This window comes from Nonomuraea monospora, from assembly GCF_039531895.1.
In the GTDB taxonomy this organism is placed as follows: domain Bacteria; phylum Actinomycetota; class Actinomycetes; order Streptosporangiales; family Streptosporangiaceae; genus Nonomuraea; species Nonomuraea monospora.
This window is the reverse complement of sequence record NZ_BAAAQX010000014.1, coordinates 13,814-35,538: the sequence shown is the minus strand read 5'-3', so window position 1 is coordinate 35,538 and position 21,725 is coordinate 13,814. Positions and strand designations below refer to the sequence as shown.

17 protein-coding genes are annotated in these 21,725 nt (G+C 71.4%); 12 read left to right on the top strand and 5 right to left on the bottom strand.

Annotation, left to right across the window (positions count from 1 at the left end; all coding sequences use genetic code 11):
- Positions 1 to 35 precede the first annotated feature (35 nt).
- Positions 36 to 1,688: a fumarate hydratase gene (locus ABD331_RS26325; protein ID WP_344479794.1), complete on the top strand. Its 1,653-nt coding sequence runs from the start codon at positions 36 to 38 to the stop codon at positions 1,686 to 1,688.
- A gap of 116 nt (positions 1,689 to 1,804) precedes the next feature.
- On the opposite strand, the gene ABD331_RS26320 is transcribed toward ABD331_RS26325, so the two are convergent.
- On the bottom strand, positions 1,805 to 1,993 hold the full coding sequence (locus ABD331_RS26320) for a DUF5999 family protein (protein ID WP_148437079.1): 189 nt from the start codon (positions 1,991 to 1,993) through the stop codon (positions 1,805 to 1,807).
- A gap of 754 nt (positions 1,994 to 2,747) precedes the next feature.
- Here ABD331_RS26320 and ABD331_RS26315 point away from each other — a divergent pair.
- From ABD331_RS26315 to ABD331_RS26305, 3 genes are read left to right on the top strand one after another with little or no spacing between them, the layout of a single operon-like run.
- Positions 2,748 to 3,863 carry a serine/threonine-protein kinase gene (locus tag ABD331_RS26315; protein ID WP_344479788.1) on the top strand — a complete coding sequence of 372 codons (1,116 nt, stop codon included), beginning with the start codon at positions 2,748 to 2,750 and terminating at the stop codon, positions 3,861 to 3,863.
- A 35-nt stretch (positions 3,864 to 3,898) separates the two neighbouring features.
- The gene (locus tag ABD331_RS26310; RefSeq protein ID WP_344479785.1) at positions 3,899 to 5,821 is read left to right on the top strand and encodes a serine/threonine-protein kinase; all 1,923 of its coding nucleotides are present in this window, start codon (positions 3,899 to 3,901) and stop codon (positions 5,819 to 5,821) included.
- A 55-nt stretch (positions 5,822 to 5,876) separates the two neighbouring features.
- Positions 5,877 to 7,262, top strand: coding sequence for a class II fumarate hydratase (locus ABD331_RS26305; protein WP_344479782.1), 1,386 nt, complete (start codon positions 5,877 to 5,879; stop codon positions 7,260 to 7,262).
- Here ABD331_RS26305 and trpD read toward each other — a convergent pair.
- The gene (gene trpD / locus ABD331_RS26300; protein WP_344479779.1) at positions 7,252 to 8,295 is read right to left on the bottom strand and encodes an anthranilate phosphoribosyltransferase; all 1,044 of its coding nucleotides are present in this window, start codon (positions 8,293 to 8,295) and stop codon (positions 7,252 to 7,254) included. The genes ABD331_RS26305 and trpD overlap by 11 nt on opposite strands.
- Positions 8,296 to 8,535: 240 nt before the next feature.
- Between trpD and ABD331_RS26295 the strand changes: the two genes are divergently transcribed.
- From ABD331_RS26295 to ABD331_RS26275, 5 genes are read left to right on the top strand one after another with little or no spacing between them, the layout of a single operon-like run.
- Positions 8,536 to 9,288 (top strand): 3-hydroxybutyrate dehydrogenase, encoded by a 753-nt coding sequence (locus ABD331_RS26295; protein ID WP_344479776.1) that lies wholly within the window; start codon positions 8,536 to 8,538, stop codon positions 9,286 to 9,288.
- A complete protein-coding gene (locus tag ABD331_RS26290) occupies positions 9,288 to 11,171 on the top strand; it encodes a helix-turn-helix domain-containing protein (protein WP_344479774.1) in 1,884 nt (627 codons plus the stop codon). The genes ABD331_RS26295 and ABD331_RS26290 overlap by 1 nt, the downstream gene beginning before the upstream one ends.
- A gap of 31 nt (positions 11,172 to 11,202) precedes the next feature.
- Complete coding sequence (locus ABD331_RS26285; protein WP_344479771.1) at positions 11,203 to 12,477, top strand: MFS transporter; 1,275 nt, start codon at positions 11,203 to 11,205, stop codon at positions 12,475 to 12,477.
- Positions 12,474 to 13,475 carry an alpha/beta fold hydrolase gene (locus ABD331_RS26280; protein WP_344479768.1) on the top strand — a complete coding sequence of 334 codons (1,002 nt, stop codon included), beginning with the start codon at positions 12,474 to 12,476 and terminating at the stop codon, positions 13,473 to 13,475. The genes ABD331_RS26285 and ABD331_RS26280 overlap by 4 nt, the downstream gene beginning before the upstream one ends.
- Positions 13,476 to 14,627: a tannase/feruloyl esterase family alpha/beta hydrolase gene (locus ABD331_RS26275; RefSeq protein WP_344479766.1), complete on the top strand. Its 1,152-nt coding sequence runs from the start codon at positions 13,476 to 13,478 to the stop codon at positions 14,625 to 14,627.
- Here the strand turns inward: ABD331_RS26275 and ABD331_RS26270 are convergent.
- Together ABD331_RS26270 and ABD331_RS26265 are read right to left on the bottom strand one after the other, a co-directional pair.
- The gene (locus tag ABD331_RS26270) at positions 14,612 to 16,609 is read right to left on the bottom strand and encodes a glycosyltransferase family 2 protein (protein WP_344479763.1); all 1,998 of its coding nucleotides are present in this window, start codon (positions 16,607 to 16,609) and stop codon (positions 14,612 to 14,614) included. The genes ABD331_RS26275 and ABD331_RS26270 overlap by 16 nt on opposite strands.
- A gap of 86 nt (positions 16,610 to 16,695) precedes the next feature.
- Positions 16,696 to 17,310 carry an aggregation-promoting factor C-terminal-like domain-containing protein gene (locus ABD331_RS26265; protein ID WP_486348508.1) on the bottom strand — a complete coding sequence of 205 codons (615 nt, stop codon included), beginning with the start codon at positions 17,308 to 17,310 and terminating at the stop codon, positions 16,696 to 16,698.
- A gap of 365 nt (positions 17,311 to 17,675) precedes the next feature.
- Between ABD331_RS26265 and ABD331_RS26260 the strand changes: the two genes are divergently transcribed.
- From ABD331_RS26260 to ABD331_RS26250, 3 genes are read left to right on the top strand one after another with little or no spacing between them, the layout of a single operon-like run.
- Positions 17,676 to 18,350, top strand: a complete 675-nt coding sequence (locus tag ABD331_RS26260) for a response regulator transcription factor (protein WP_148437089.1) — start codon at positions 17,676 to 17,678, stop codon at positions 18,348 to 18,350.
- Complete coding sequence (locus ABD331_RS26255) at positions 18,347 to 19,762, top strand: ATP-binding protein (RefSeq protein WP_344479759.1); 1,416 nt, start codon at positions 18,347 to 18,349, stop codon at positions 19,760 to 19,762. Before ABD331_RS26260 ends, ABD331_RS26255 begins: the two co-directional genes overlap by 4 nt.
- Positions 19,763 to 19,770: 8 nt before the next feature.
- The gene (locus tag ABD331_RS26250; RefSeq protein ID WP_344479756.1) at positions 19,771 to 20,259 is read left to right on the top strand and encodes a hypothetical protein; all 489 of its coding nucleotides are present in this window, start codon (positions 19,771 to 19,773) and stop codon (positions 20,257 to 20,259) included.
- 3 nt (positions 20,260 to 20,262) lie between these two features.
- Here the strand turns inward: ABD331_RS26250 and phoH2 are convergent, their stop codons facing one another.
- Positions 20,263 to 21,531 carry an RNA 5'-3' helicase PhoH2 gene (gene phoH2, locus ABD331_RS26245; RefSeq protein WP_344480315.1) on the bottom strand — a complete coding sequence of 423 codons (1,269 nt, stop codon included), beginning with the start codon at positions 21,529 to 21,531 and terminating at the stop codon, positions 20,263 to 20,265.
- Positions 21,532 to 21,725 lie beyond the last annotated feature (194 nt).

Sequence of the window (21,725 nt, the reverse complement as noted above, 5' to 3'; positions counted from 1 at the left end):
TGCGCGTAATCTCTTGAGCGACCGAAAGGATGGACATGGGCGAGTTCGACTACACCGACCTGCTGCCGCTTGGAGCCGACGAGACGGAATACCGGCTGATCACCTCGGAGGGGGTGCGGAAGGTCGAGGCGGCCGGGCGTACGTTCCTCGAAGTCGACCCCGAGGCGCTGCGCCTGCTCACCGAGACGGCCGTGCACGACATCTCCCACTTCCTGCGCGCCTCGCACCTCGCCCAGCTCCGGAAGATCGTCGATGACCCCGAGTCCAGCGGCAACGACCGCTTCGTCGCCCTCGACCTGCTGAAGAACGCCTCCATCTCGGCCGGCGGCGTGCTGCCCATGTGCCAGGACACCGGCACCGCCATCGTCATGGGCAAGCGCGGCCGGCACGTGCTCACCGACGGGCAGGACGCCGAGCACATCTCACGCGGCGTCTACGACGCCTACACCAAACTCAACCTGCGCTACTCCCAGATGGCCCCGCTGACCATGTGGGAGGAGAAGAACACGGGCAGCAACCTCCCCGCCCAGGTCGAGCTGTACGCCGAGGACCCGAACGGGCACCCCGACGAGTACAAGCTGCTGTTCATGGCCAAGGGCGGCGGGTCGGCCAACAAGTCGTTCCTGTACCAGGAGACCAAGGCCGTGCTCAACGAGAAGCGCATGATGGCCTTCCTGGAGGAGAAGATCCGCTCGCTCGGCACGGCGGCCTGCCCGCCGTACCACCTGGCCGTCGTCGTCGGCGGCACCTCCGCCGAGTACGCGCTCAAGACCGCCAAGTACGCCAGCGCCCGCTACCTCGACTCGATCCCTGCCGAAGGCTCCCCGTCCGGGCACGGCTTCAGGGACCTGGAGATGGAGGCCAAGGTCTTCGAGCTGACCCAGAAGCTGGGCATCGGGGCGCAGTTCGGCGGCAAGTACTTCTGCCACGACGTGCGCGTCATCCGCCTGCCCAGGCACGGCGCCTCCTGCCCGGTCGCCATCGCCGTCTCCTGCTCCGCCGACCGCCAGGCCCTCGCCAAGATCACGCCGGAGGGCGTGTTCCTGGAGAAGCTGGAGACCGACCCGGCCCGCTTCCTGCCCGACACCACCGACGAGCACCTCTCGGACGACGTCGTCTCGATCGACCTCAACCGCCCGATGCCGGAGATCCTCGCCGAGCTGAGCAAGTACCCGGTCAAGACCCGCCTGTCGCTCACCGGCCCGCTGGTCGTCGCCCGCGACATCGCGCACGCCAAGATCGCCGAGCTGCTGGACGACGGCGGCGAGATGCCGCAGTACCTCAAGGACCACGCCGTCTACTACGCCGGTCCCGCCAAGACGCCGGAGGGCTACGCCTCGGGCTCGTTCGGACCGACGACGGCGGGGCGCATGGACTCGTACGTGGGACGGTTCCAGGCGGCGGGCGGCTCAATGGTGATGCTGGCCAAGGGCAACCGGTCCAAGCAGGTCACCGAGGCGTGCCAGCAGTACGGCGGCTTCTACCTGGGCTCCATCGGCGGGCCCGCGGCGCGGCTGGCGCAGGACTGCATCAAGAAGGTGGAGGTGCTGGAGTATCCCGAGCTGGGGATGGAGGCGGTGTGGAAGATCGAGGTCGTCGACTTCCCCGCGTTCATCGTCGTGGACGACAAGGGCGACGACTTCTTCACCGACAGGACCGGCCCCGTGCTCTCGATCGGCCGGCGCTGAGGTGACGCCCGCGCCGTGAGGCGGGGGCTGGGCGCCGGGAGGTCAGGCGCCCAGGCACGCGGGCCGGACGGCCACGCGGGAGGGAAGGACGACGGGCCCGGTGACCCGGGAGGTGCTCACGCGGCCACCGGGGCCCGATGCGGCGCCACGACGCTGCCGTCGGGCAACAGCAGACCGGTGTCGTCGAACAGCACGACGCCGTTGCAGAGAAGGCTCCACCCCTGGTCGGGATGGGCCGAGATGACGTGCGACCGCTCACGGTCGAGGGAGTCGGCACTGGGGCAAACGGGGTTGTGACTGCACATGGCGCACCTCTCAGATTGCGCTCCGGGTTGCGGGTCCTCAAAAGGGCAGCGTGCGCCCTGACGGCGTGCGAAGGTCCAGTGCGGCTCTGGTCGGCTTTCTCGGCCGGCGGCGAACCTGGGTCTGGCGCATCCCCATCACGTCCTTAGTGGTCTGACTACAACGGTGGGACCTCGGGCGTTCTGCTCTCAGTCTGACGTTCGTCACCGACACTTTCGTGGATGACCGCCGGCGAGGAGCCCGCCTTCTTTCCTGGTCCTAACCATGCCCCCGTCCCCTTACGGCACCCTTACAAGTCGCTGACGGCTCCCCGTGCTTCCTGTCAGTCAGCCTGCCGTACGCCTGAATGTCCCCTACCGGGCATCATGCACAAATATTCGGCAAGCCGTTGTGCCGATGGGCACATATGCCCGATGAGCTGCGAAAACGTACACTGAGTGGTCGCGCGGGGCGAGCCGGTCAGCAGCCCCGCGCGGGCCGCCGGGCGCGGAGGGCGCCGCGCGGTAAATTCCGGGTCCAGGAGACGCCGGACGCGATCGCGGTGTCCCGCGAGGTCGACGGGACGGAGGCGCGCGTACTACCTTCGGTATCGCGGCGTCCGACCGGAGCACGACGGGAAACCACGGGGCCTCAACCGGGAGGATGCGGCCAGGAGGTTTGCTGACGTGACGAGTCAGGCGGGTTGACTTAAGTTCGCAACAAATTATCGGCCCCGCCTCTACTGGTCGGTTTACCCAAATAGGTAAGCTGCCTGGCATGCGTGCGCCATCCGGTTACCTACTCGCCGCGCGCTATCGGCTCGTGGAGCCGGTTGGTCGCGGCGGCATGGGCACCGTTTGGCGGGCACATGACGAACTCCTCGACCGCGACGTGGCGGTCAAGGAAGTGCGATTGCCTTCCGTGCTCGACGAGGAGCTGCGCGCCGAGCTGTGCGCGCGCACCGAACGCGAGGGCCGGGCCACCGCGATGGTCGCGCACCCCTCGGTGATCACCGTCTTCGACGTGGTCACGGAGGACGACCGGCCGTGGATCGTGATGGAGCTGCTGCGGGCCAAGTCGCTCGAACAGCTCATCCAGGAGGAAGGACCGCTCCACCCGCGCAAGGCCGCCGAGATCGGCCGGCAGATCCTGGGCGCGCTGCGCGCCGTGCACGCCAAGGGCATCCTGCACCGCGACGTGAAGCCCAGCAACGTCCTGGTGACCGAGGACCGCGCGGTGCTCACCGACTTCGGCCTGGCCGCGCTCGAAGGTGATGTTTCCATCACCCAGGCGGGCATCGTTCTCGGGTCGGCCGGATACATCGCTCCAGAGCGCGTGCTGGGCTCGAAGGCCAGCCCCGCCGCCGACCTGTGGTCGCTCGGCGCGACCCTCTACACCGCCGTCGAGGGCAGGGGCCTGCACGGCAGACGTACGGCCGCCGCCGCGCTCGCGGCCCTGACCAGCGGCGAGCCGATCCCGATGACCAAGGCGGGCCCGCTGGCGCCCATCCTCGACGCGTTGCTGCGGATCGACCCCGCGACCAGGCTCGACTCCGTGCGCGCCTCGCTCATGCTGACCAGGGTCGCCGCGGGCGGCTCCGCCGAGGAGCCGCTCACCCCGCGCAGGCCCGCGCGTCCCGCCTCGCCGATCCCCATCCCACAGCCCCCTTTCGTACGCAGGCCCGCGCACCGCGGGCTGCACCGGGCCGACCCGCCGGCGGGCGCCGTGAACGTGCCCTCGCCCCGGCAGGAACGTAAACCAGGCGAGGGCGTGCACAGGAAGCGCGTGGAAGCGCGCCCCGCGCCGTCGGCTTATGCCCGTTTCAAAGCGACGGTGATAAAGTTGTGTCTTCCTCGGCGGTTCTGGCCAAGAGAACTTCGCAAGCGAGGGTAAAGCACTTCCCAAGCGAGAATCGATATCTTCTTCTCATGCCGGAACAGCAGACACGCCTGCTCGCGGAGCGCTACGAGCTCATCACCCCGCTCGGGCGGGGCACGATGGGCACCGTGTGGCGAGCCCGCGACCGCGCGCTCGGGCGCGAGGTGGCGGTCAAGGAAATCCGCCAGGACTCGGGTCTCACCGAGGAACAGCGGACCGAGCTGCGCGAACGTATGGTGCGCGAGGGCCGCATCGCCTCGCGGATCAACCACCCGTCGGTCGCCTCCATCCACGACGTGCTGATCCAGGACAACAGCCCGTGGATCATCATGGAGCTCATCGAGGCCCGATCGCTTGAGCAGGTGATCGAGGAGGAGGGGCCGCTGCCGCCTCGGCTGGTGGCCGAGATCGGCGTCGACCTGCTCGGGGCGCTGCGCGCGGCGCACGTCCAGGGCATCACCCACCGCGACGTCAAGCCGGGCAACGTGCTCATCACCGAGAGCGGGCGCGTGGTGCTGACCGACTTCGGCATCGCCAAGGCAGAGGGCGACTCCCGGCTGACGAAGACCGGCATGGTGATCGGCTCGCCCGGGTACACCGCGCCGGAACGTGCCAGGGGTGAGTACACCGGCCCCGAGTCCGACCTCTGGTCGCTCGGCGCCACGCTCTACTTCGCCGTCGAGGGGCGGCCGGCGTACGAGCGGTCCACGATCGCCGAGACGCTGGCGGCGCTGCTCACCGAGAACGCCGACCCGCCCACGCAGGCGGCGCAGCTACGGCCGGTGCTGAACGGGCTGCTGAACAAGGACTACCGGCAGCGGCTCAGCGCTGCCAAGGCGGAGACCCTGCTGCGCATGGTCGCCGACACCCCGACGAGCGAGATGCCGGTGCTGACGGCCGAGGCTCTTATGGCGCAGGAGGCCGCAATGCCCGATCCGTTCGCCGCTCCGAAGAACCCTGGGCCTGGTGGGCAGGGGGCCGGGGGGCGCGGTCCGGCGGGCCAGCCGCCCTACGGCGCTCCCCCGCAGGGGCCCGGCGGTCCGGGGCAAGGGCCGGGCACGCCGCAGGCCGGTGGCCCGGTACCCGCAGGTGCGGGAGGACCGCAGACCGGCGGCGCGGGCGGCCGTGGCGCGCAGGGTCCCGGGGCGCAGGGTCCCGTAGTGCAAGGTCCTGGGGCTCAGGGTCCTGGGGCGCAGGGTCCCGGTGGGCCTGGCGCTCCTGGGATGGGTCACGCGATGCAGGGCGTGAGCGGCCCTCAGTCGCCCACCGGACCGAACGCCTTCAACGGCCCGCCAGCCGCCTACGGCCCGCCCGGACAGCGCCAGCCCGGCGCGCCGGGAGCGCCAGGAGCGCAGGGCCCCGCGTCGGGACCGGGCGCCCCTTCCGGCCCGCGTCCTGGACAGGGCGTCCCCACAGGACCGCACGCCACCTCAGGACCAGGCGCCCCCACAGGGCCGCACCCCGCGCCCGGGCAGCAGGGCCAGGCGCACGGGCCGAACGGGCCGAACAGCCCGACCGTGCCGCAGGCCGGCGGCGGCTACGGGCAGGGCCGTCCCACCGGGCCGAACGCCCCGGAAGGCGACTACGACCCGGAGCGCACGGTGAGCATCGCCCGCCCCAAGGGCCCGTTCCCCACGCCCCAGGAACCCCAGCAGCGCCTCGCCGACGAAGGCTCGAACGCGACGACCCGCATCCCGAAGGGCTCCCCCGGCCAGCAGGTCTACCCGGTCCCCGCACCTCCGGCGGGCCAGCCCCAGCAGCAGCAGCAACCCCCGTCGGGCCCGCCTCGGCAGGGCGTTCAGAACGGCCCGCAGATGGGCGGGCACGGCCTGGGCACGGACCTGTTCGCGATCGCGGGCCAGCCGGAGAAGCCCCCGGCGGGCAACCGCAACGGCATGCTGGTGCTGATGGCGGTGGCCGCCGCGGCCGCCGTGGTGATCGCGGTGCTCATCGTGGCCCTGTTCTCAAGCTGACGCGACGGGGGGTGCCTCCCGGCCGGAGCGCCGGCCGTGGGTCAGACTGGAAGTCATGAGTGAGTTCCGGATCGAACATGACTCGATGGGCGAGGTACGCGTGCCGGCAGGCGCCAAGTGGCGTGCGCAGACCCAGCGGGCAGTGGAGAACTTCCCGATCTCGGGCCGGCCGCTGGAGCCGTCGCACATCGCCGCGCTGGGCCTGATCAAGGCGGTGGCGGCCGAGGTCAACGGCGAGCTGGGCGTGATCGACAAGGACCTGGCCGAGGCGATCGCGCAGGCCGCCGCCGACGTCGCGGAGAACGAGCACGACGGCGACTTCCCGATCGACGTCTTCCAGACCGGCTCGGGCACCTCGTCCAACATGAACGCCAACGAGGTGATCGCGACGCTGGCGGAGGAGCGGCTGGGCCGCCCCGTGCATCCGAACGACCACGTGAACGCCTCGCAGTCGTCCAACGACGTGTTCCCGACCTCGATCCACGTGGCGGCGGCCACCGAGGTGTCCTTCCACCTGCTGCCCTCGCTGCGGCATCTGGCGGAGGCGCTGCGGGTGAAGGCGATCGAGTTCGACGGCGTGGTGAAGTCGGGGCGCACGCACCTCATGGACGCGACGCCGGTGACGCTGGGCCAGGAGTTCGGCGGGTACGCCACGCAGGTCGAGCACGGCGTCGTCCGCGTCTCGGCGGCTCTGGAGCACGTCCTGGAGCTGCCGCTGGGCGGCACGGCGGTGGGCACGGGCATCAACACGCCGCCGGGTTTCGCCCAGGAGGCGATCGCGAAGCTGCGTGAGGCGACGGGCATCGCGTTCCAGGAGGCGGCCGACCACTTCGAGGCGCAGGGCGCGCAGGACTCCATCGTGGAGCTGTCCGGGCAGCTCAAGGTGGTCGCGGTGTCGCTCACGAAGATCGCCAACGACCTGCGGTGGATGGGGTCTGGGCCGCGCGCGGGGCTCGGCGAGATCAACCTGCCGGACCTGCAGCCGGGCTCGTCGATCATGCCGGGCAAGGTCAACCCGGTGATCCCCGAGGCCACGGCCATGGTCGCGGCCCAGGTGATCGGGAACGACGCGGCGATCACGTTCGCCGGCGCGTCGGGCACCTTCGAGCTGAACGTGCAGCTCCCGGTGATCGCGCGCAACATCCTGGAGTCGATCAGGCTGCTGGCGAACGTCTCGCGCCTGCTCGCCGACCGCTGCGTCTCCGGCATCACGGCGAACGTGGAGCGCCTGCGCGAGTACGCCGAGTCGTCCCCGTCGATCGTCACCCCGCTCAACAAGTACGTCGGCTACGAGGAGGCGGCGAAGATCGCCAAGCAGGCCCTGGCGGAGCGCAAGACGATCAGGGAGGTCGTCATCGAGCGCGGCCACGTGGCCGACGGCAAGCTGACCGAGGAGCAGCTCGACGCGGCTCTCGACGTCCTGTCCATGACTAGACCCTGACCGTCCGGGTGGCGTGGGCCCAGCGGGTGAGCAGGGACAGCGCCGCACCGGAGTCCACGGCGTCGGCGGCCCGCTTGTAGCCGGCGGTCAGCGCGGGCACCAGCTCGGCCGCCGGCGGCGTGCCGTCGGCGGCCACCAGGGCGGCGGCGGCGTTCAGCAGGACGATCTCGCGGACGGGCCCCTGCTCGCCGGAGAGCACGGCGCGGGCCACGGCGGCGTTGTGCCGGGCGTCGCCGCCGCGCAGGTCCCCGGGCGTGGCGCGGGGGATCGACAGGTCGAGCGGGTCGAAGCTCATCTGCGTGACGCGTCCCCTGCGTACCACCCAGATCGTGGAGGGGCCGCAGGTCGTCAGCTCGTCGAGCCCGTCGTCGCCCCTGAAGACGAGCGCGGAGCAGCCGCGCTCGGCCAGCACGCCCGCCATGATCGGCGCCATGGTGGGGTGGTAGACGCCGACGGCCTGCGCGGGCGGCAGGGCGGGGTTGGTGAGCGGGCCCAGGAAGTTGAAGACGGTGGGGACGCCCAGCTCGCGGCGCGGCTGCGAGGTGCGTCTGAGCGCCGGGTTGAAGGCGGCGGAGAAGCAGAACGTGATGCCGACCTCGTCGGCGACGCGCACCACGTCGGCGGGCGGCAGGTCGATGACCACGCCCAGCTCCTCCAGCACGTCGGCGGAGCCCGCCATGGAGGAGGCGGCCCGGCTGCCGTGCTTGACCACCTTGGCTCCGGCGGCGGCGGTCACGACGGCGGCCATGGTGGAGACGTTCACGGTGTTGGCGCGGTCGCCTCCGGTGCCGACCAGGTCGACGGGGTCGCCGGGCACCCGGATCGCGGCGGCCTTGGCCAGCATGCCGTCGGCGAGCCCCGCCACCTCGGCCACGGTCTCGCCCTTGGCGCGCAGCGCGACGGCGAACGCGGCGATCTGCGCGTCGGTGGCCAGGCCGGACATGATCTGGTCCATCGCCCAGCCGGTCTGGCGAGCGGTGAGCGAGGCGCCGTCGAGCAGCGTGGTGAGGATCCGTGGCCAGGTGGTGGTCATGAGTGCCCCTTCTGTCGTCTGTGCTCGACGGGGGGCACCCACTGCAACGGTGACGGCCGCCTCGTCGAGGCGGCCGTGCGCGTATCGCCGGAGGTCCGCCTAGGAGGCGGGCCACCACTGGGACGAGTACGCGATCATGCCCTCACCTTAGCAGATGCTCTTGATCCACATAGGGAGCCATCCAGCTATGTCGCCCGCACCCATGCTTGGCGCGGCAGACTCCGCATAACCTGTCGAAGTATGGCGAAGGAGCTGACGGGGCGCACCGCGCTGGTGACGGGGGCCGGGGCCGGCATCGGGGCCGCGTGCGCCCGGCGGCTGGCCGCGGCGGGGGCCAGGGTGCTGGTCGTGGACCTGCGGGCGGAGTCCGCGGAGAAGGTGGCCGCCGAGGTGGGCGGCGCCGCCGTGGTGGCCGACCTGAGCGATCCCGGCTTCGTGGCGGCGCTGCCCGACGAGCCGGTGGACATCGTGGTGAACAACGCCGGGTTCCAGCACGTGGCGCCGATCGAGGAGTTCCCGCCCGAGGTGTTCGCCACGATGCTCAGGGTGATGGTCGAGGCGCCGTTCCTGATCGCGCGCCGGGTGCTGCCCGGCATGTACGCCAGGGGCTGGGGCCGGTTCGTCAACATCTCCTCGGTCCACGGGCTGCGGGCCTCGCCGTACAAGTCGGCGTACACGACGGCCAAGCACGGGCTGGAGGGCTTGTCCAAGGTGGTGGCGCTCGAAGGGGCGCCGCACGGGGTGACCTCGGTCTGCGTCTGCCCCGCGTACGTGCGCACCGGGCTGGTCGAGGCGCAGATCGCCGACCAGGCCAAGGTGCACGGCATCGCGAAGGAGGAGGTCGTGCGTGACATCATGCTGGCACCTGCCGCGATCAAGCGGCTGATCGAGCCCGAGGAGGTGGCCGAGCTGATCGCGTACCTGTGCGGGCCCGCCGGATCGTTCGTCACGGGCGTGTCGTTGCCGGTGGACGGCGGCTGGACGGCCCGATAGTGAGCACCCGTTTCCTCGAGCTGCTGGCGCGGGAGGCCTCCGCCGTCGAGTTCGAGGGGCCGATCATCCAGGCCAGGGCCGCCGGGGCGGACGCGGCGGCGATCGAGGAGCTGGAGCGCGCCAAGGTCGAGGCGCTGAAGGTGCGTGACCTGCTGAAACGGCGGGCCAGGCGCGAGGCTGAGCTGTCGGCGCTGTACGACACGGCCGGCGACCTGGCGGCGCTGCGCGACCTCGACGCCGTGCTGGAGGCCATCGTGCACCGGGCCAGGCAGCTCCTGGCCACCGACGTGGCGTACATGACGTTGCACGACCCCGAGCGGGGCGACACGTACATGCGGGTCACCGACGGGTCGATCTCGGCCAAGTTCCGGGCGTTGCGGCTGGCCATGGGGCACGGGCTGGGCGGGCTGGTGGCGCAGACGGCGGTGCCGTACGCGACGGCCGACTACTTCGCCGACGCCAGGTTCCGGCACCGCGAGCACATCGACGACGCGGTCAAGGAGGAGGGCCTGGTCGCCATCCTCGGCGTGCCGCTGCGGCTGGGGCAGCGGGTGATCGGCGTGCTGATGGCGGCCAACCGCAGCGCCAGGCCGTTCCACCAGGAGGAGGTGTCGCTGCTGGCCAGCCTGGCGGCGCACGCCGCCGTCGCGATCGACAACGCCAGGCTGCTGCAGGAGACCAGGAACGCGCTGGAGGAGCTGTCGCAGGCGCACAGGACCGCCAGGGAGCACGGCGAGGCCGTGGAGCGGGCGGCCATGGCGCACGACAGGATGACCTCGCTGGTGCTGCGCGGCGGCGGCATCGAGGACGTGGCGGCCGTGGTGACCGACGTGCTGGGCGGCTCGCTGGCCGTGCTGGACGACCTCGGCCGGGCCATCAGCGGCGACGTGGGCGAGCTGGACGCCGGGGTGTTCGAGGCGGCGCAGGCGTCCAGGGCGCTGGGGCGCACCGTGCGCAGGGGGGATCTGCTGATCGCGTCGGTGGACGTGGGCGGCGAGCCGCTGTGCACGCTGATCCTGCGCAGCGACGACGCCGACGAGCGCATCCTGGAGCGGGCGGCGCTGGTGTGCGCGTTGCTGCTGCTGTTCCGCAGGAGCGTGGCGGAGGCGGAGGGGCGGGTCAGGGGCGAGCTGCTCGACGACCTGATCTCGCGGCCCGGCTCGCCGGGGCTGGCCGACCGGGCGCGGCGGCTGGGCATGGACCTGGGCGCGCCGCACGTGGTGGTGGTCGCCAAGCACGGGGGGCAGCGCGAGCGGGCGGCCTTCTGGGCGTCGTCGCAGGCCACCGTGCGGCACGGGCTGGCCACGGGCCGGGGTGACGAGGTGGTGCTGCTGCTGCCCGGCGACGACGCGGGAGGGCTGGCGCAGCGGGTGGCCCGCGAGCTGACGTCGTCGCTGCACAGCCCGGCGACCGCGGGCGCCTCGTGCGTGGCGCTGCCGGGCGCGCCGCGGGTGCGGGACGTCGCCGCCGCCTATCAGGAGGCGCGGCGGTGCGCGGAGGCGCTGGTGGCGCTCGGGCGGGCCGGTGACGGCGCGAGCGCGGCCGAGCTGGGCTTCGTGGGCCTGCTCGTCGGCGACGGCCGCGACGTGCACGGCTTCGTCGGCAGGACGCTCGGCGCGGTCATCGACTACGACGCCCGCAGGGGCACCGCACTGACGGACACGCTGGCCGCCTACTTCGGCGCCGGCGGCTCACCGTCGCGCACGGCCGAGACCATGCACATCCACGTCAACACCGTCACGCAGCGGCTGGACCGCATCGGCAAGCTGCTCGGCGAGGGCTGGCTGGAGCCTGAGCGGGCGCTGGAGATCCAGCTCGCCCTGCGCCTGCACCGGCTCGGCCACACATCCGCCCCTGACACTATGGGACCCGACGCCATATGAGTGACCCCGGTCACAACCTACGGTGACCGGCATGGCCACTTCCATCAAGAAGATCGTCGCCGCGAGCCTGATCGGCACCACCATCGAGTGGTACGACTTCTTCCTGTACGGCTCGGCAGCCGCCCTGGTGTTCAACAAGCTCTTCTTCCCCGAGTCCGACCCGCTGACCGGCACGCTGCTGTCGTTCCTCACCTACGCCGTCGGATTCGTCGCCCGCCCGCTCGGCGGCCTGGTCTTCGGCCACTTCGGCGACCGGATCGGCCGTAAGACGCTGCTGGTCGTCAGCCTGCTGCTGATGGGCGCGGCGACGTTCCTGATCGGCTGCCTGCCGACGTACGAGACGCTGGGACCGGCGGCGGCGCTGCTGCTGACGTCGCTGCGGCTGGTGCAGGGCTTCGCGCTCGGCGGCGAGTGGGGCGGCGCGGTGCTGATCGTCTCCGAGCACGGCGACACGGCGCGGCGCGGCTTCTGGGCGTCCTGGCCGCAGGCCGGCGCCCCCGGCGGGAACCTGCTGGCCACCGGCGTGCTGGCGGCGCTGGCCGCCTGGCAGTCGGACGAGGCGTTCCTGGCGTGGGGGTGGCGGGTGCCGTTCCTGCTGTCGGGCGTGCTGGTGCTGATCGGCCTGTGGATCCGGCTGTCGATCAGCGAGTCGCCGGTCTTCAAGCAGGCCCCGCCCGAGCTGCGGCCCCCGATCGTCGTGGTGCTGCGGCACCACGCCAAGGACGTGCTCGTCGCGATCGGCGCCCGCCTGGCGGAGAACATCTCGTTCTACCTGCTGACCGTCTTCGTCATCACCTACGCCAAGCAGACCGGCATCGACAACTCGACCGTGCTGACGGCGGTGCTGATCTCCTCGGGCATCCACTTCGTGACGATCCCGCTGTGGGGCGCGCTGTCCGACCGGCTCGGCCGCCGCCCGATCTACCTGGCGGGCGCCGCCGGCATCGGTGTGTGGATCTTCGCGTTCTTCCCGCTGGTGGACACCGGCAACTTCCTCGCGATCACCCTGGCGGTCACGGTCGGCCTGCTGTTCCACGGCATGATGTACGGCCCGCAGGCGGCCTTCTTCTCCGAGCTGTTCGGCACCAGGTCCCGCTACACCGGCGTGTCCATCGGCGCGCAGCTCTCGGCGATCGTGGCGGGCGCGCTGGCCCCGATCATCGCGGTGGCCCTGCTCCAGCAGTTCGGCAGCAGCGTGCCCATCTCCGCCTACCTCGGGGTGGCGGCGCTGCTGACCCTGTTCTCGGTCTACAGCGCGCGCGAGACTCGGGGCAGCGACCTGGCCGAGAGGATCCACGCGCGATGAAGGTCACCACAGCGAGACTCACCCAGCACGTCCTGACCGCCGAGGGCGGGACCACCGGCGAGCCCGTGCTGTTCGTGCACGGGAACGTCTCCTCCGCCGCCTTCTGGCGGGACGCCATGGCCGCGCTGCCGGAGGGGTTCCGGCCGCTGGCGGTGGACCTGCGCGGGTTCGGCGACACGGACCCGGTCCCCGTGGACGCCACGAGGGGCCTGCGCGACTACTCCGACGACCTGATCGAGCTGGTCGAGGCGCTCGGCCTGGACCGGGTGCACCTGGTGGGCTGGAGCCTGGGCGGCGGCATCGTGCTGCAGCTCCTGCGCGACCGCCCGGCCGCCGTCGGCAGCGTCACGCTGGTCAACCCGATCTCCCCGTACGGCTTCGGCGGCACGGAGGGGCCGGACGGGCGGCTCACGCACCCCGACGGCGCGGGAGCGGGCGCCGGGGCCGCGAACCCCGACTTCGTGGCCCGGCTCCAGGCGGGCGACCTGTCGGACGAGTCGCCCACGTCGCCGCGCAGCGTCTTCCGCTCGGCCTACGTCAACAACCGGCCCATCCCTGACGAGGACTTCTACGTCCGCGCGATGCTGACCACCCGCGTCGGCGAGTCCCACTACCCGGGCGACGCCGCCGGCTCGGACGCCTGGCCCCACGTGGCGCCCGGCAAGACCGGCGTGCTCAACGCCGCCGCGCCCACCCACTTCCACCTCGCCGACCTGCACGAGATCGACCCCAAGCCGCCGATCCTGTGGATCAGGGGCGCCGACGACGTGATCGTCTCGGACGCCTCGCTGTTCGACCTGGCGCACCTGGGCGCGCTCGGCGTCGTGCCCGGCTCCCCCGGCACGCCCGCCCAGCCCATGGTGAGCCAGACCAGGGCCGTGCTGGAGCGCTACGGCCCGTACCGCGAGGCCGTGCTGGACGACTGCGGCCACAGCCCGCACCTGGAGCATCCTGAACAGTTCGCGCGCCTGCTGGCCGAGCACCTGAAGGAGGCGTAGATGCTGGTCGCGCTCACGCTCGTGGCGAGCTTGCTGACACCCGCGAGCGCGCTCACCGTCCCCGGCGCCGAGCACGCCGAGGTCGCCGCGCTCGACGACCTGACCACGGCCGGCACCGCGAGGACCGGCCACACCGACCCCGCCGACTGGGCCGGGCTGCACTCGGCCGCCACGGTCAACCCCACCGGCGTGCCCGGCGTCCAGATCGACGGCTACTTCCCCGACACCTCCACCGGCAACGCCACGCACGGCTGGAACCACGACTCCCAGTTCGTGATCAGGCTGCCGGAGAAGTGGAACGGCGGCCTGGTCGTCGCCGGCACCCCCGGCAACAGGGAGCAGTACGCCAACGACTTCACGATCTCCGACTGGGTGCTGTCGAAGGGGTACGCGTTCGCCTCCACCGACAAGGGCAACGTGGGCGTGAACTTCCACGAGGACGGCCGCCGCCCCGGCGACGCCATCGCCGAGTGGAACCACCGCGTCACCCAGCTCACCGTCGCCGCCAAGGCCGTGGTCAGGCAGCGGTACGGCAGAAAGCCCGAGCGCACGTTCGCCGCGGGCATCTCCAACGGCGGCTACCTGGTGCGGTGGCAGCTGGAGAACCGCGGCGGCCTGTACGACGGCGGCGTGGACTGGGAGGGCACCCTCTGGCGGGTCAAGGGCGACAACCTGCTGAACTTCCTGCCGCCCGCGCTGAAGGCGTACCCGGACGAGGCCGGGGTGCGGGCGGCCGGGTTCGCGGCGGGCTCGGAGTTCCTGTGGCCGTTCCACCGGCAGTACTACTGGGAGCTGACCCAGCAGCTCTACCAGAAGGAGCTGGACCCGTCCTACCAGGGCGCCGCGGCGGACTACGACTACGACGAGCGCAAGCCGTACGCCGCCGTCGCGAAGATCGCGCTGACCGGCAGGATCACCAAGCCGCTGATCACCCTGCACGGCACGCTCGACACGCTGCTGCCGATCTCCCGCGACTCCGACGTCTACGCCGAGATGGTCGGCCCGCACCGCCCGTTCCGCTACCACCGGATCGAGGGCGGCAACCACCTCGACAGCCTCGTGGACCTCTACCCCGACAAGCTCAAGCCCGTCCTCCCGGCCTTCAGGAGCGCCTTCGAGGAGCTGGAGGGCTGGGTTCAGTCCAGGAGGTAGCGGTGCCTGCCCGCGCGCGCCAGACGCACGATGTGCCGCGCGCCGGGCAGCCTGCGGCCGAGCCGGTGCAGCGCGGTGTCGCGGCCCAGCGGCGAGCGGCGCTCGGGATCGACGGCGGCGGCCGGCCGCGTCTCGATCCTGCCCCTGCGCATCTCCAGCGCGAACCGCAGCCCGACCTCCTCGTCGGGTGAGCGCAGCGAGCACAGCCAGCCGCCTGGCCCGAGGTGCTCGGCGCTGGGCAGGATGCGCTTGATCGGCACCTTGGCCACGAGCTGGCCGGCGAGCCTGCCCGGCACCCCGGCCTCGACCAGGGCGGGCGCGCTCACCTCGCGGGCGCGCCTGCCGGTGCTGCGCATGACCAGCTCCAGCGGCGGTCCGCCGCTCGGCGGCACGTACGGGACGGGCAGCACGACGTACAGGTACCGCCCGAGATGCTTGATCACCACGCCGGGCGACACCAGCTTGATGGACTCGGAGAACGAGCGCGGCTCGACGGCCAGCCCCAGCTCGCCCGAGTCGCTCCAGCACGGCACCACCAGCCGCATCCTGGGCCGCTGGGCCAGCACGCCGAGGCAGTTGAGCGGGCCGTCGGGGTGGCTGACGCGGATCCTGGCCTGGTTGGCGCCGCTGAACATGCGCACGTGCACCTCCCAGTGGCCGGGCTGCAGCGGCTCGCCCAGTGCCGCCTTGGTGATGTCCAGCCGGGTCTCGGCCTGGACGCGCACCCGGACCCGGCGGCGGCCCGCCGGGACGCGCTCGACGTGCTGGGTGAGCGGCAGGAAGTGCACGACGCCCGTCTCGGCGTGGCGCACGTACAGCTCCAGGCGGGCCCGCTCGACGTCCCTGGTGATGTCGGTGACGTCGGCGGGCAGCTTCCTGGTCTCCAGCGAGCGCGGCGGGATCCAGTGCAGGCTGTCGCCGTCCACCTGGTACCTGTCGGGCGAGCCGTCGCCCGCCAGCACCTCGGCGGTCAGCCCGAGCACCAGGACGTGCGCGTCCCAGCGCACCTCGGTCAGGTCGGCGCGCAGGCCCGCGCGCCTGGAGGAGTTCGACATGAGCACGATCTGGTCGAGCCTGCCCATCCGGACGTAGGCGGCCACGACGCGCAGGTGCACCGGCAGGTGGCTGTCGAGGTGCTCGGGGAAGCGCTGCTCCACGAGCTTCTGCACGACGCGGAAGTGCATGCCGCGGTCGACGGACGAGTCGGCGAACTTGCTGGTCAGCAGGGGCCGCAGGACGGCGTACCGCAGCCAGTACGCGTACATGCGGTCGCGCTGGCGCCCCTCGCCCGCGTAGGTGTCGATGTCGTCGAGCAGCTTGTGCAGCTCCTTGACGATCGCCCGCGGCTCCTCCTCGGCCTCCGGGCGCTCCCCGAGGTGGCAGCAGACGTGCTCGGCCAGCACCGCGATGACCTTGGCGTGGAGGTAGGCGCGCAGCACGAACGCCTGCTCCCCCATCCGGCCGCCGGGCACGGCGAAGCCCAGCTCGTGCTCCTCCAGGAAGGCCCGCCGGTAGAGCTGCTCGGGGTAGAGCAGAGTGAGCAGCCGGTCGCGCAGGATGTCGGCGCGGCCGGTGCTGCGCCCGAAGGCGGTCATCGGCGGGCCGTAGTCGCGGATCAGGCGGCCGATCAGCACGTCGGCGTCGGCCTCCACGGCCCTGTCGTGCATGCGCTCGACGGCCTCGCGCTCCAGGCGGTCGCCGGGCTCCAGGAAGTACACGTAGTCGCCGGCGGCGGCGGCCAGGCCGACGTTGCGGGCGCGCGAGGGTGAGCCCGTGTACGGCAGGTGCAGGGCGCGGACGTTCTCGCGGACGTTCGCGATGGTGTCCAGGCGTTCGGCGATGCCATCCGTTGAGCCGTCGTCCACGACGATCACTTCGTACTCGTCCGGGGGCATCGACTGGTCCAGCGCGGAGCGAATGCACCCGTCGGCTGTGTCACCCGGATTGTGGACATTGATGATCACACTGACCTTCACACCCATGCGGCCCAGCGTGCGCGGGTATACAGGATCGGGCGCGACGGCTTGCCGATTGGGGAAGGAAAGTTGACCCGCTGCGAACCCAGGACTTAATACCAGCCGACGGACTGCGAGTGGCCCCAGGCGGCGCAGGGAGTGCCGTAGCGGCCCTTGATGTAGCCCAGGCCCCACTTGATCTGGGTGGCGGCGTTGGTCTGCCAGTCGGAGCCCGCGCTGGCCATCTTGCTGCCGGGCAGCGACTGCGGGATGCCGTACGCGCCGGAGTAGCGGTTCATGGCCCGCTCGTTCCAGCCGCTCTCCTTGTGCCAGAGGCTCTCCAGGCAGCCCCACTGGTCGGCGCCGAAGCCGAACGAGGCCAGCATGGCCTTGGCGGTGGCCTTGTTGCTGCCCGGCGAGGGGTCGCTGCCCGGCGGGAAGTTCATGGCGGGGAAGCCGTCGCCGCCTGGGGCCTTCTTGGGCACGACCCAGTCGAGGCCCTTGCCCGCCGCGCCCGAGCGGTCCTTCTTGAGCTTGGCGGCGCGGGCGGCCTGCTCGGCCTCGGCCTTGAGCAGGTCGGCCTCGGGGTCGGGGGCGTAGAGGTCGCCGCTGGCGAGCTTGCCGAGGTCGTCCAGCTCGAACGCCGGCTGCTTGGGCTCGTTGGCGTTCTGGACGGCGCGGTAGGCGACGAAGCCGCCGCCGCCGAAGACGATCACCAGCGACAGCACGGTGATGATGATGCGCTTGGGAGTGAAGCGCGAAGGCCGGCGCGCCGAGGGGAGATCTTCCTTCGGGGGGCGCTCACTCAACTGCGGACCGGGGCTCACGATGCATGAGCTTGCCCTGTCCTAGGGGGTGGTCCGCAACCGAAACGCGGGAATCGCTTGGCGTAAATTTCACCAACCAGCAGGTTAGCCCCGCGTTTCCGAAAAATTGTGACATTGGTCACATCGAGTGGGGCTCCCCTTCAGGCGCCCGTGACCGAAGGGAAGCCGATTTCAGGGTCGCGGACCATCTTCCAGATCTCATCTGCGGCATGTCACAGTTTGGAGACACATACCGGGTATTCGTGACATGGAATAATAATGTGCGCGTGGCTGGCATCCTCCTCGTAGAAGACGACCCCTCGGTCCGCACGGCTCTGGAGCTGGCGTTGACCCGGCAGGGGCACTCCGTCACGTCGTACGCGACGGGTGAGGAGGCGCTCGACCACATACGGGCCCGCCGGCCGGAGATCGCCATCCTCGACGTGATGCTCCCCGGCATCGACGGCATCGAGGTGTGCCGCCGGGTGCGCAAGCTCGACCAGCTCCCCGTCATCCTGCTCACCGCGCGCGGCGACGACCTGGACATCGTGGTCGGACTGGAGGCGGGCGCCGACGACTACGTGGTCAAGCCGGTCGAGCCGCGCGTCCTGGACGCCCGCATCCGCGCCGTGCTGCGCCGCGCCGAGTCCGCCTCCTCCGACCGCATCACGTTCGGCGACCTCGTGATCGACCGGGGCGCGCTCAAGGTCACGCTGGCCGGCAAGGAGATCCACCTGACCCCGACCGAGCTGCGGCTGCTGCTGGAGCTGGTCAGGCACCCGGGCCAGGTGCTCAACCGCCGCTACCTGCTGCGCGCCGTCTGGGACCACACGCACATCGCCGACTCCAGGCTTGTGGACGCCTGCGTGCAGCGCATTCGCGCCAAGATCGAGCCCCGGCCGGCCGAGCCCGTCTTCATCCACACCGTGCGCGGCTTCGGCTACCGGTTCAGCCCCCCGTGATCATCCCCCGTCCCACAGGGCTGCGGGGCCGCCTGGTCATCACCTTCACCCTGGTCGCCGTCACCGCGTCCCTGCTGGTCGCCACCATCGGCTACGAGCTGGCCAAGACCGCGCTCATCACCAGGACCGAGACGACCTCCATGGAGATCGTGACCAGGGAGCTCGGCAGCATCGGCTTCCCGATCGGCAAGCTGCGCCCGGGCGAGGCCCCGCCCACCTCCAGGGAGCTGGAGCGGGTGGCCCACGCGCTGGCGGGTCCTGGCCGCAGCGCGCTGGTCGAGTACGGAACCGTCGTCGCCTCCGAGGGCCCCATGTCGCTCAGCGACGTGCCCAACGAGCTGCACGGCAGGGCCAAGCAGAGCCTCGTCACCCAACGCAAGATCATCGACGGCGAGCTGTATCTCATCGTCGGCGCGGAGGTCTACCGCGAGGGCCTCGCCGGGCCCGAGGCGACCGGGCTGCAGGCGTTCGTCTTCTTCCCGATGCGCGACGACGAGCGCCAGCTCGACACGCTCAGGACCACCCTCGCCCAGACCGGCCTGGTCATCGTGCTGATCGCGCTGGTCGTGGCCCTGCTGTCGGCCCGTCAGGTGCTGCTGCCGGTGCGCAGGCTGAGCGCCGCCGCCCAGGCGCTCGGCCAGGGCAGGCTGGACACCCGCCTGCCCGTGCACGGCCAGGACGAGCTGGCGGGGCTCACCGCCCGCTTCAACGACGCCGCGGCGGCCCTGGAGCTGAGCGTGTCGGAGCTGCGCTCCCTGGAGGCGATGTCCCGCAGGTTCGTGGCCGACGTCTCGCACGAGCTGCGCACGCCGCTGACCGCCATGACGGCCGTGGCCGACATGCTCTCCGACGAGGCCGAACACCTGCCCGAGGCGCCCGCGCAGGCCGTGCGGCTGGTGCTCAAGGAGATCGAGCGGCTGCGCGAGCTGGTCGAGCACCTCATCGAGATCAGCCGCTTCGACGCGGGCACCGCCACGCTCAACCTGGAGCCGGTCAACGTCGCCGACTCCATCCAGGACTGCCTGGAGGTGCGCGGCTGGAGCGACCAGGTGACGGTGACCGCCTCCCAGGGCCTGACCGCCAACCTCGACCCCAGCCGGTTCGACGTCATCGTGGCCAACCTGGTCGGCAACGCGCTCAAGCACGGCCTGCCGCCGGTCGTGGTGGCCGCCAGGACCACGGAGAACGGCCTGGAGGTGAAGGTGCGCGACCACGGCAAGGGCATCCCGCGCGAGGCGCTCCCGCACGTCTTCGACCGCTTCTTCAAGGCCGGCGCCGGGCGGGCCCGCAGCACGGGCAGCGGCCTGGGCCTGGCCATCGCCCGCGCCAACGTCCAGCTCCACGGGGGCACGATCTCCGTGCGCGCCCAGGAGCCCGGCACCCTCTTCACGGTCTGGCTGCCCCACGTATGAAGACCCTCATGAGCGCCGCCGCCCTCCTGCTGGCCGTCACGGCCTGCGGCATCTCGCCCACCGACGTGCAGGACAGGGGCCAGGCCCCCACCGTCAGGATCCCGCCGCCCACCAAGACGATCTACCTGGTCAGGGACGGCAAGCTGACGCGGGAGCCGGCCGACGTCGAGGACGACACCGTGGACAGCCTGCTGGGCGCACTGTTCGACGCCTCGGCCAAGCCGCTCGGCGACCGGGACACCGCGCTGCGCGGGTTCACGTACCTGCGGACCAGGAACTCGATCAACCCGCCGCAGCGGGACGAGATCCAGCTCCCCCGCACCTCGACGCTGACCGTCTACATCAGCGGCGACGGCACGCTGACCAAGCTCGGCAAGGCGCAGATCGTCTGCACGGCGCAGCAGGACGCGGCGTTCGAAGTGGTGAAGATCTTCCGGGAGAACGAGGGCCGCCCCCCGGTGGACGAGGGGCGGCACACGTGCGGTGAGCTCAAGTGAGCGTCACATGGTGATGTCCTCCAGCATCTCCGTCACCAGCGCGGCGATCGGAGAACGCTCGGACCTGGTGAGCGTGACGTGGGCGAACAGGGGGTGCCCCTTCAGCTTCTCCACCACCGCGACCACGCCGTCGTGCCTGCCGACGCGCAGGTTGTCGCGCTGGGCCACGTCGTGGGTGAGCACGACCCGCGAGTTGGCGCCGATCCGGCTCAGCACCGTCAGCAGCACCCCGCGTTCGAGCGACTGGGCCTCGTCCACGATCACGAACGCGTCGTGCAGCGAACGGCCGCGGATGTGCGTCAGCGGGAGCACCTCCAGCATGCCGCGGTCGAGCACCTCCTCGATCACCTCGGGCGAGGTGACCGCGCCGAGCGTGTCGAAGACCGCCTGGGCCCACGGGCCCATCTTCTCGCCCTCGGAGCCGGGCAGGTAGCCGAGCTCCTGGCCGCCGACGGCGTAGATCGGGCGGAAGACGATCACCTTGCGGTGCTGGCGGCGCTCCAGTACGGCCTCCAGGCCCGCGCACAGCGCCAGCGCCGACTTGCCCGTGCCGGCCCGCCCGCCGAGCGAGACGATGCCGATCTCCGGGTCCATCAGCAGGTCGAGCGCGATGCGCTGCTCCGCGGAGCGGCCGTGCAGGCCGAAGATCTCGCGGTCGCCGCGCACCAGGCGCACCGACTTGTCGGGCTGCACGCGGCCGAGCGCGGAGCCCTTGGCCGACAGCAGCCGCAGGCCGGTGTGCGTCGGCAGGTCTCTGGCCTCCTCCAGGTCCGCGGTGCCCTTGTCGAAGAGCGTCTCGACGTCCTCCGTGGTCACCTGGACCTCGGCCATCCCTGTCCAGCCCGACTCGTGCACCAGCTCGGCGCGGTACTCCTCGGCCGCCAGGCCGATCGAGGCGGCCTTGACCCGCATCGGCAGGTCCTTGGAGACGAGGACGACGTCGCAGCCCTCGCTGGCCAGCGAGCGGGCCACCGTGAGGATGCGCGTGTCGTTGTCGCCCAGGCGGAAGCCCACGGGCAGGATGGACGGATCGCTGTGATTGAGCTCTACCCTGATCGTGCCGTCCCCCGTCGGCATCGCCTCGTCCAGCCTGCCGTACTGGACGCGCAGGTCGTCCAGGTAGCGCAGGGCCTTACGGGCGAAGTAGCCGAGCTCCGGATGGTGCCGCTTTCCTTCCAGCTCCGTGATGACCACGATCGGAAGGACCACGTCGTGCTCGGCGAACCGGGTCATCGCCGCCGGGTCGGCCAGCAGGACCGAAGTGTCCAGCACGTACGTGCGCTTGGCCGACTGGTGAGTAGGGTTGCTCGAGGACACTGCCACACGTTCTCCCCCGGGTGCCCCTTGGTGCGGGCACCCTGCAGACGAGGTGGGAATCGGACCGGACCCGCGTCCCCGACCGCGTACTGCCGTCGGCGCCGGAGTCCGGCCCCCCTCGGCAGATTTGGTGCAAAGGCGGGCCCTCT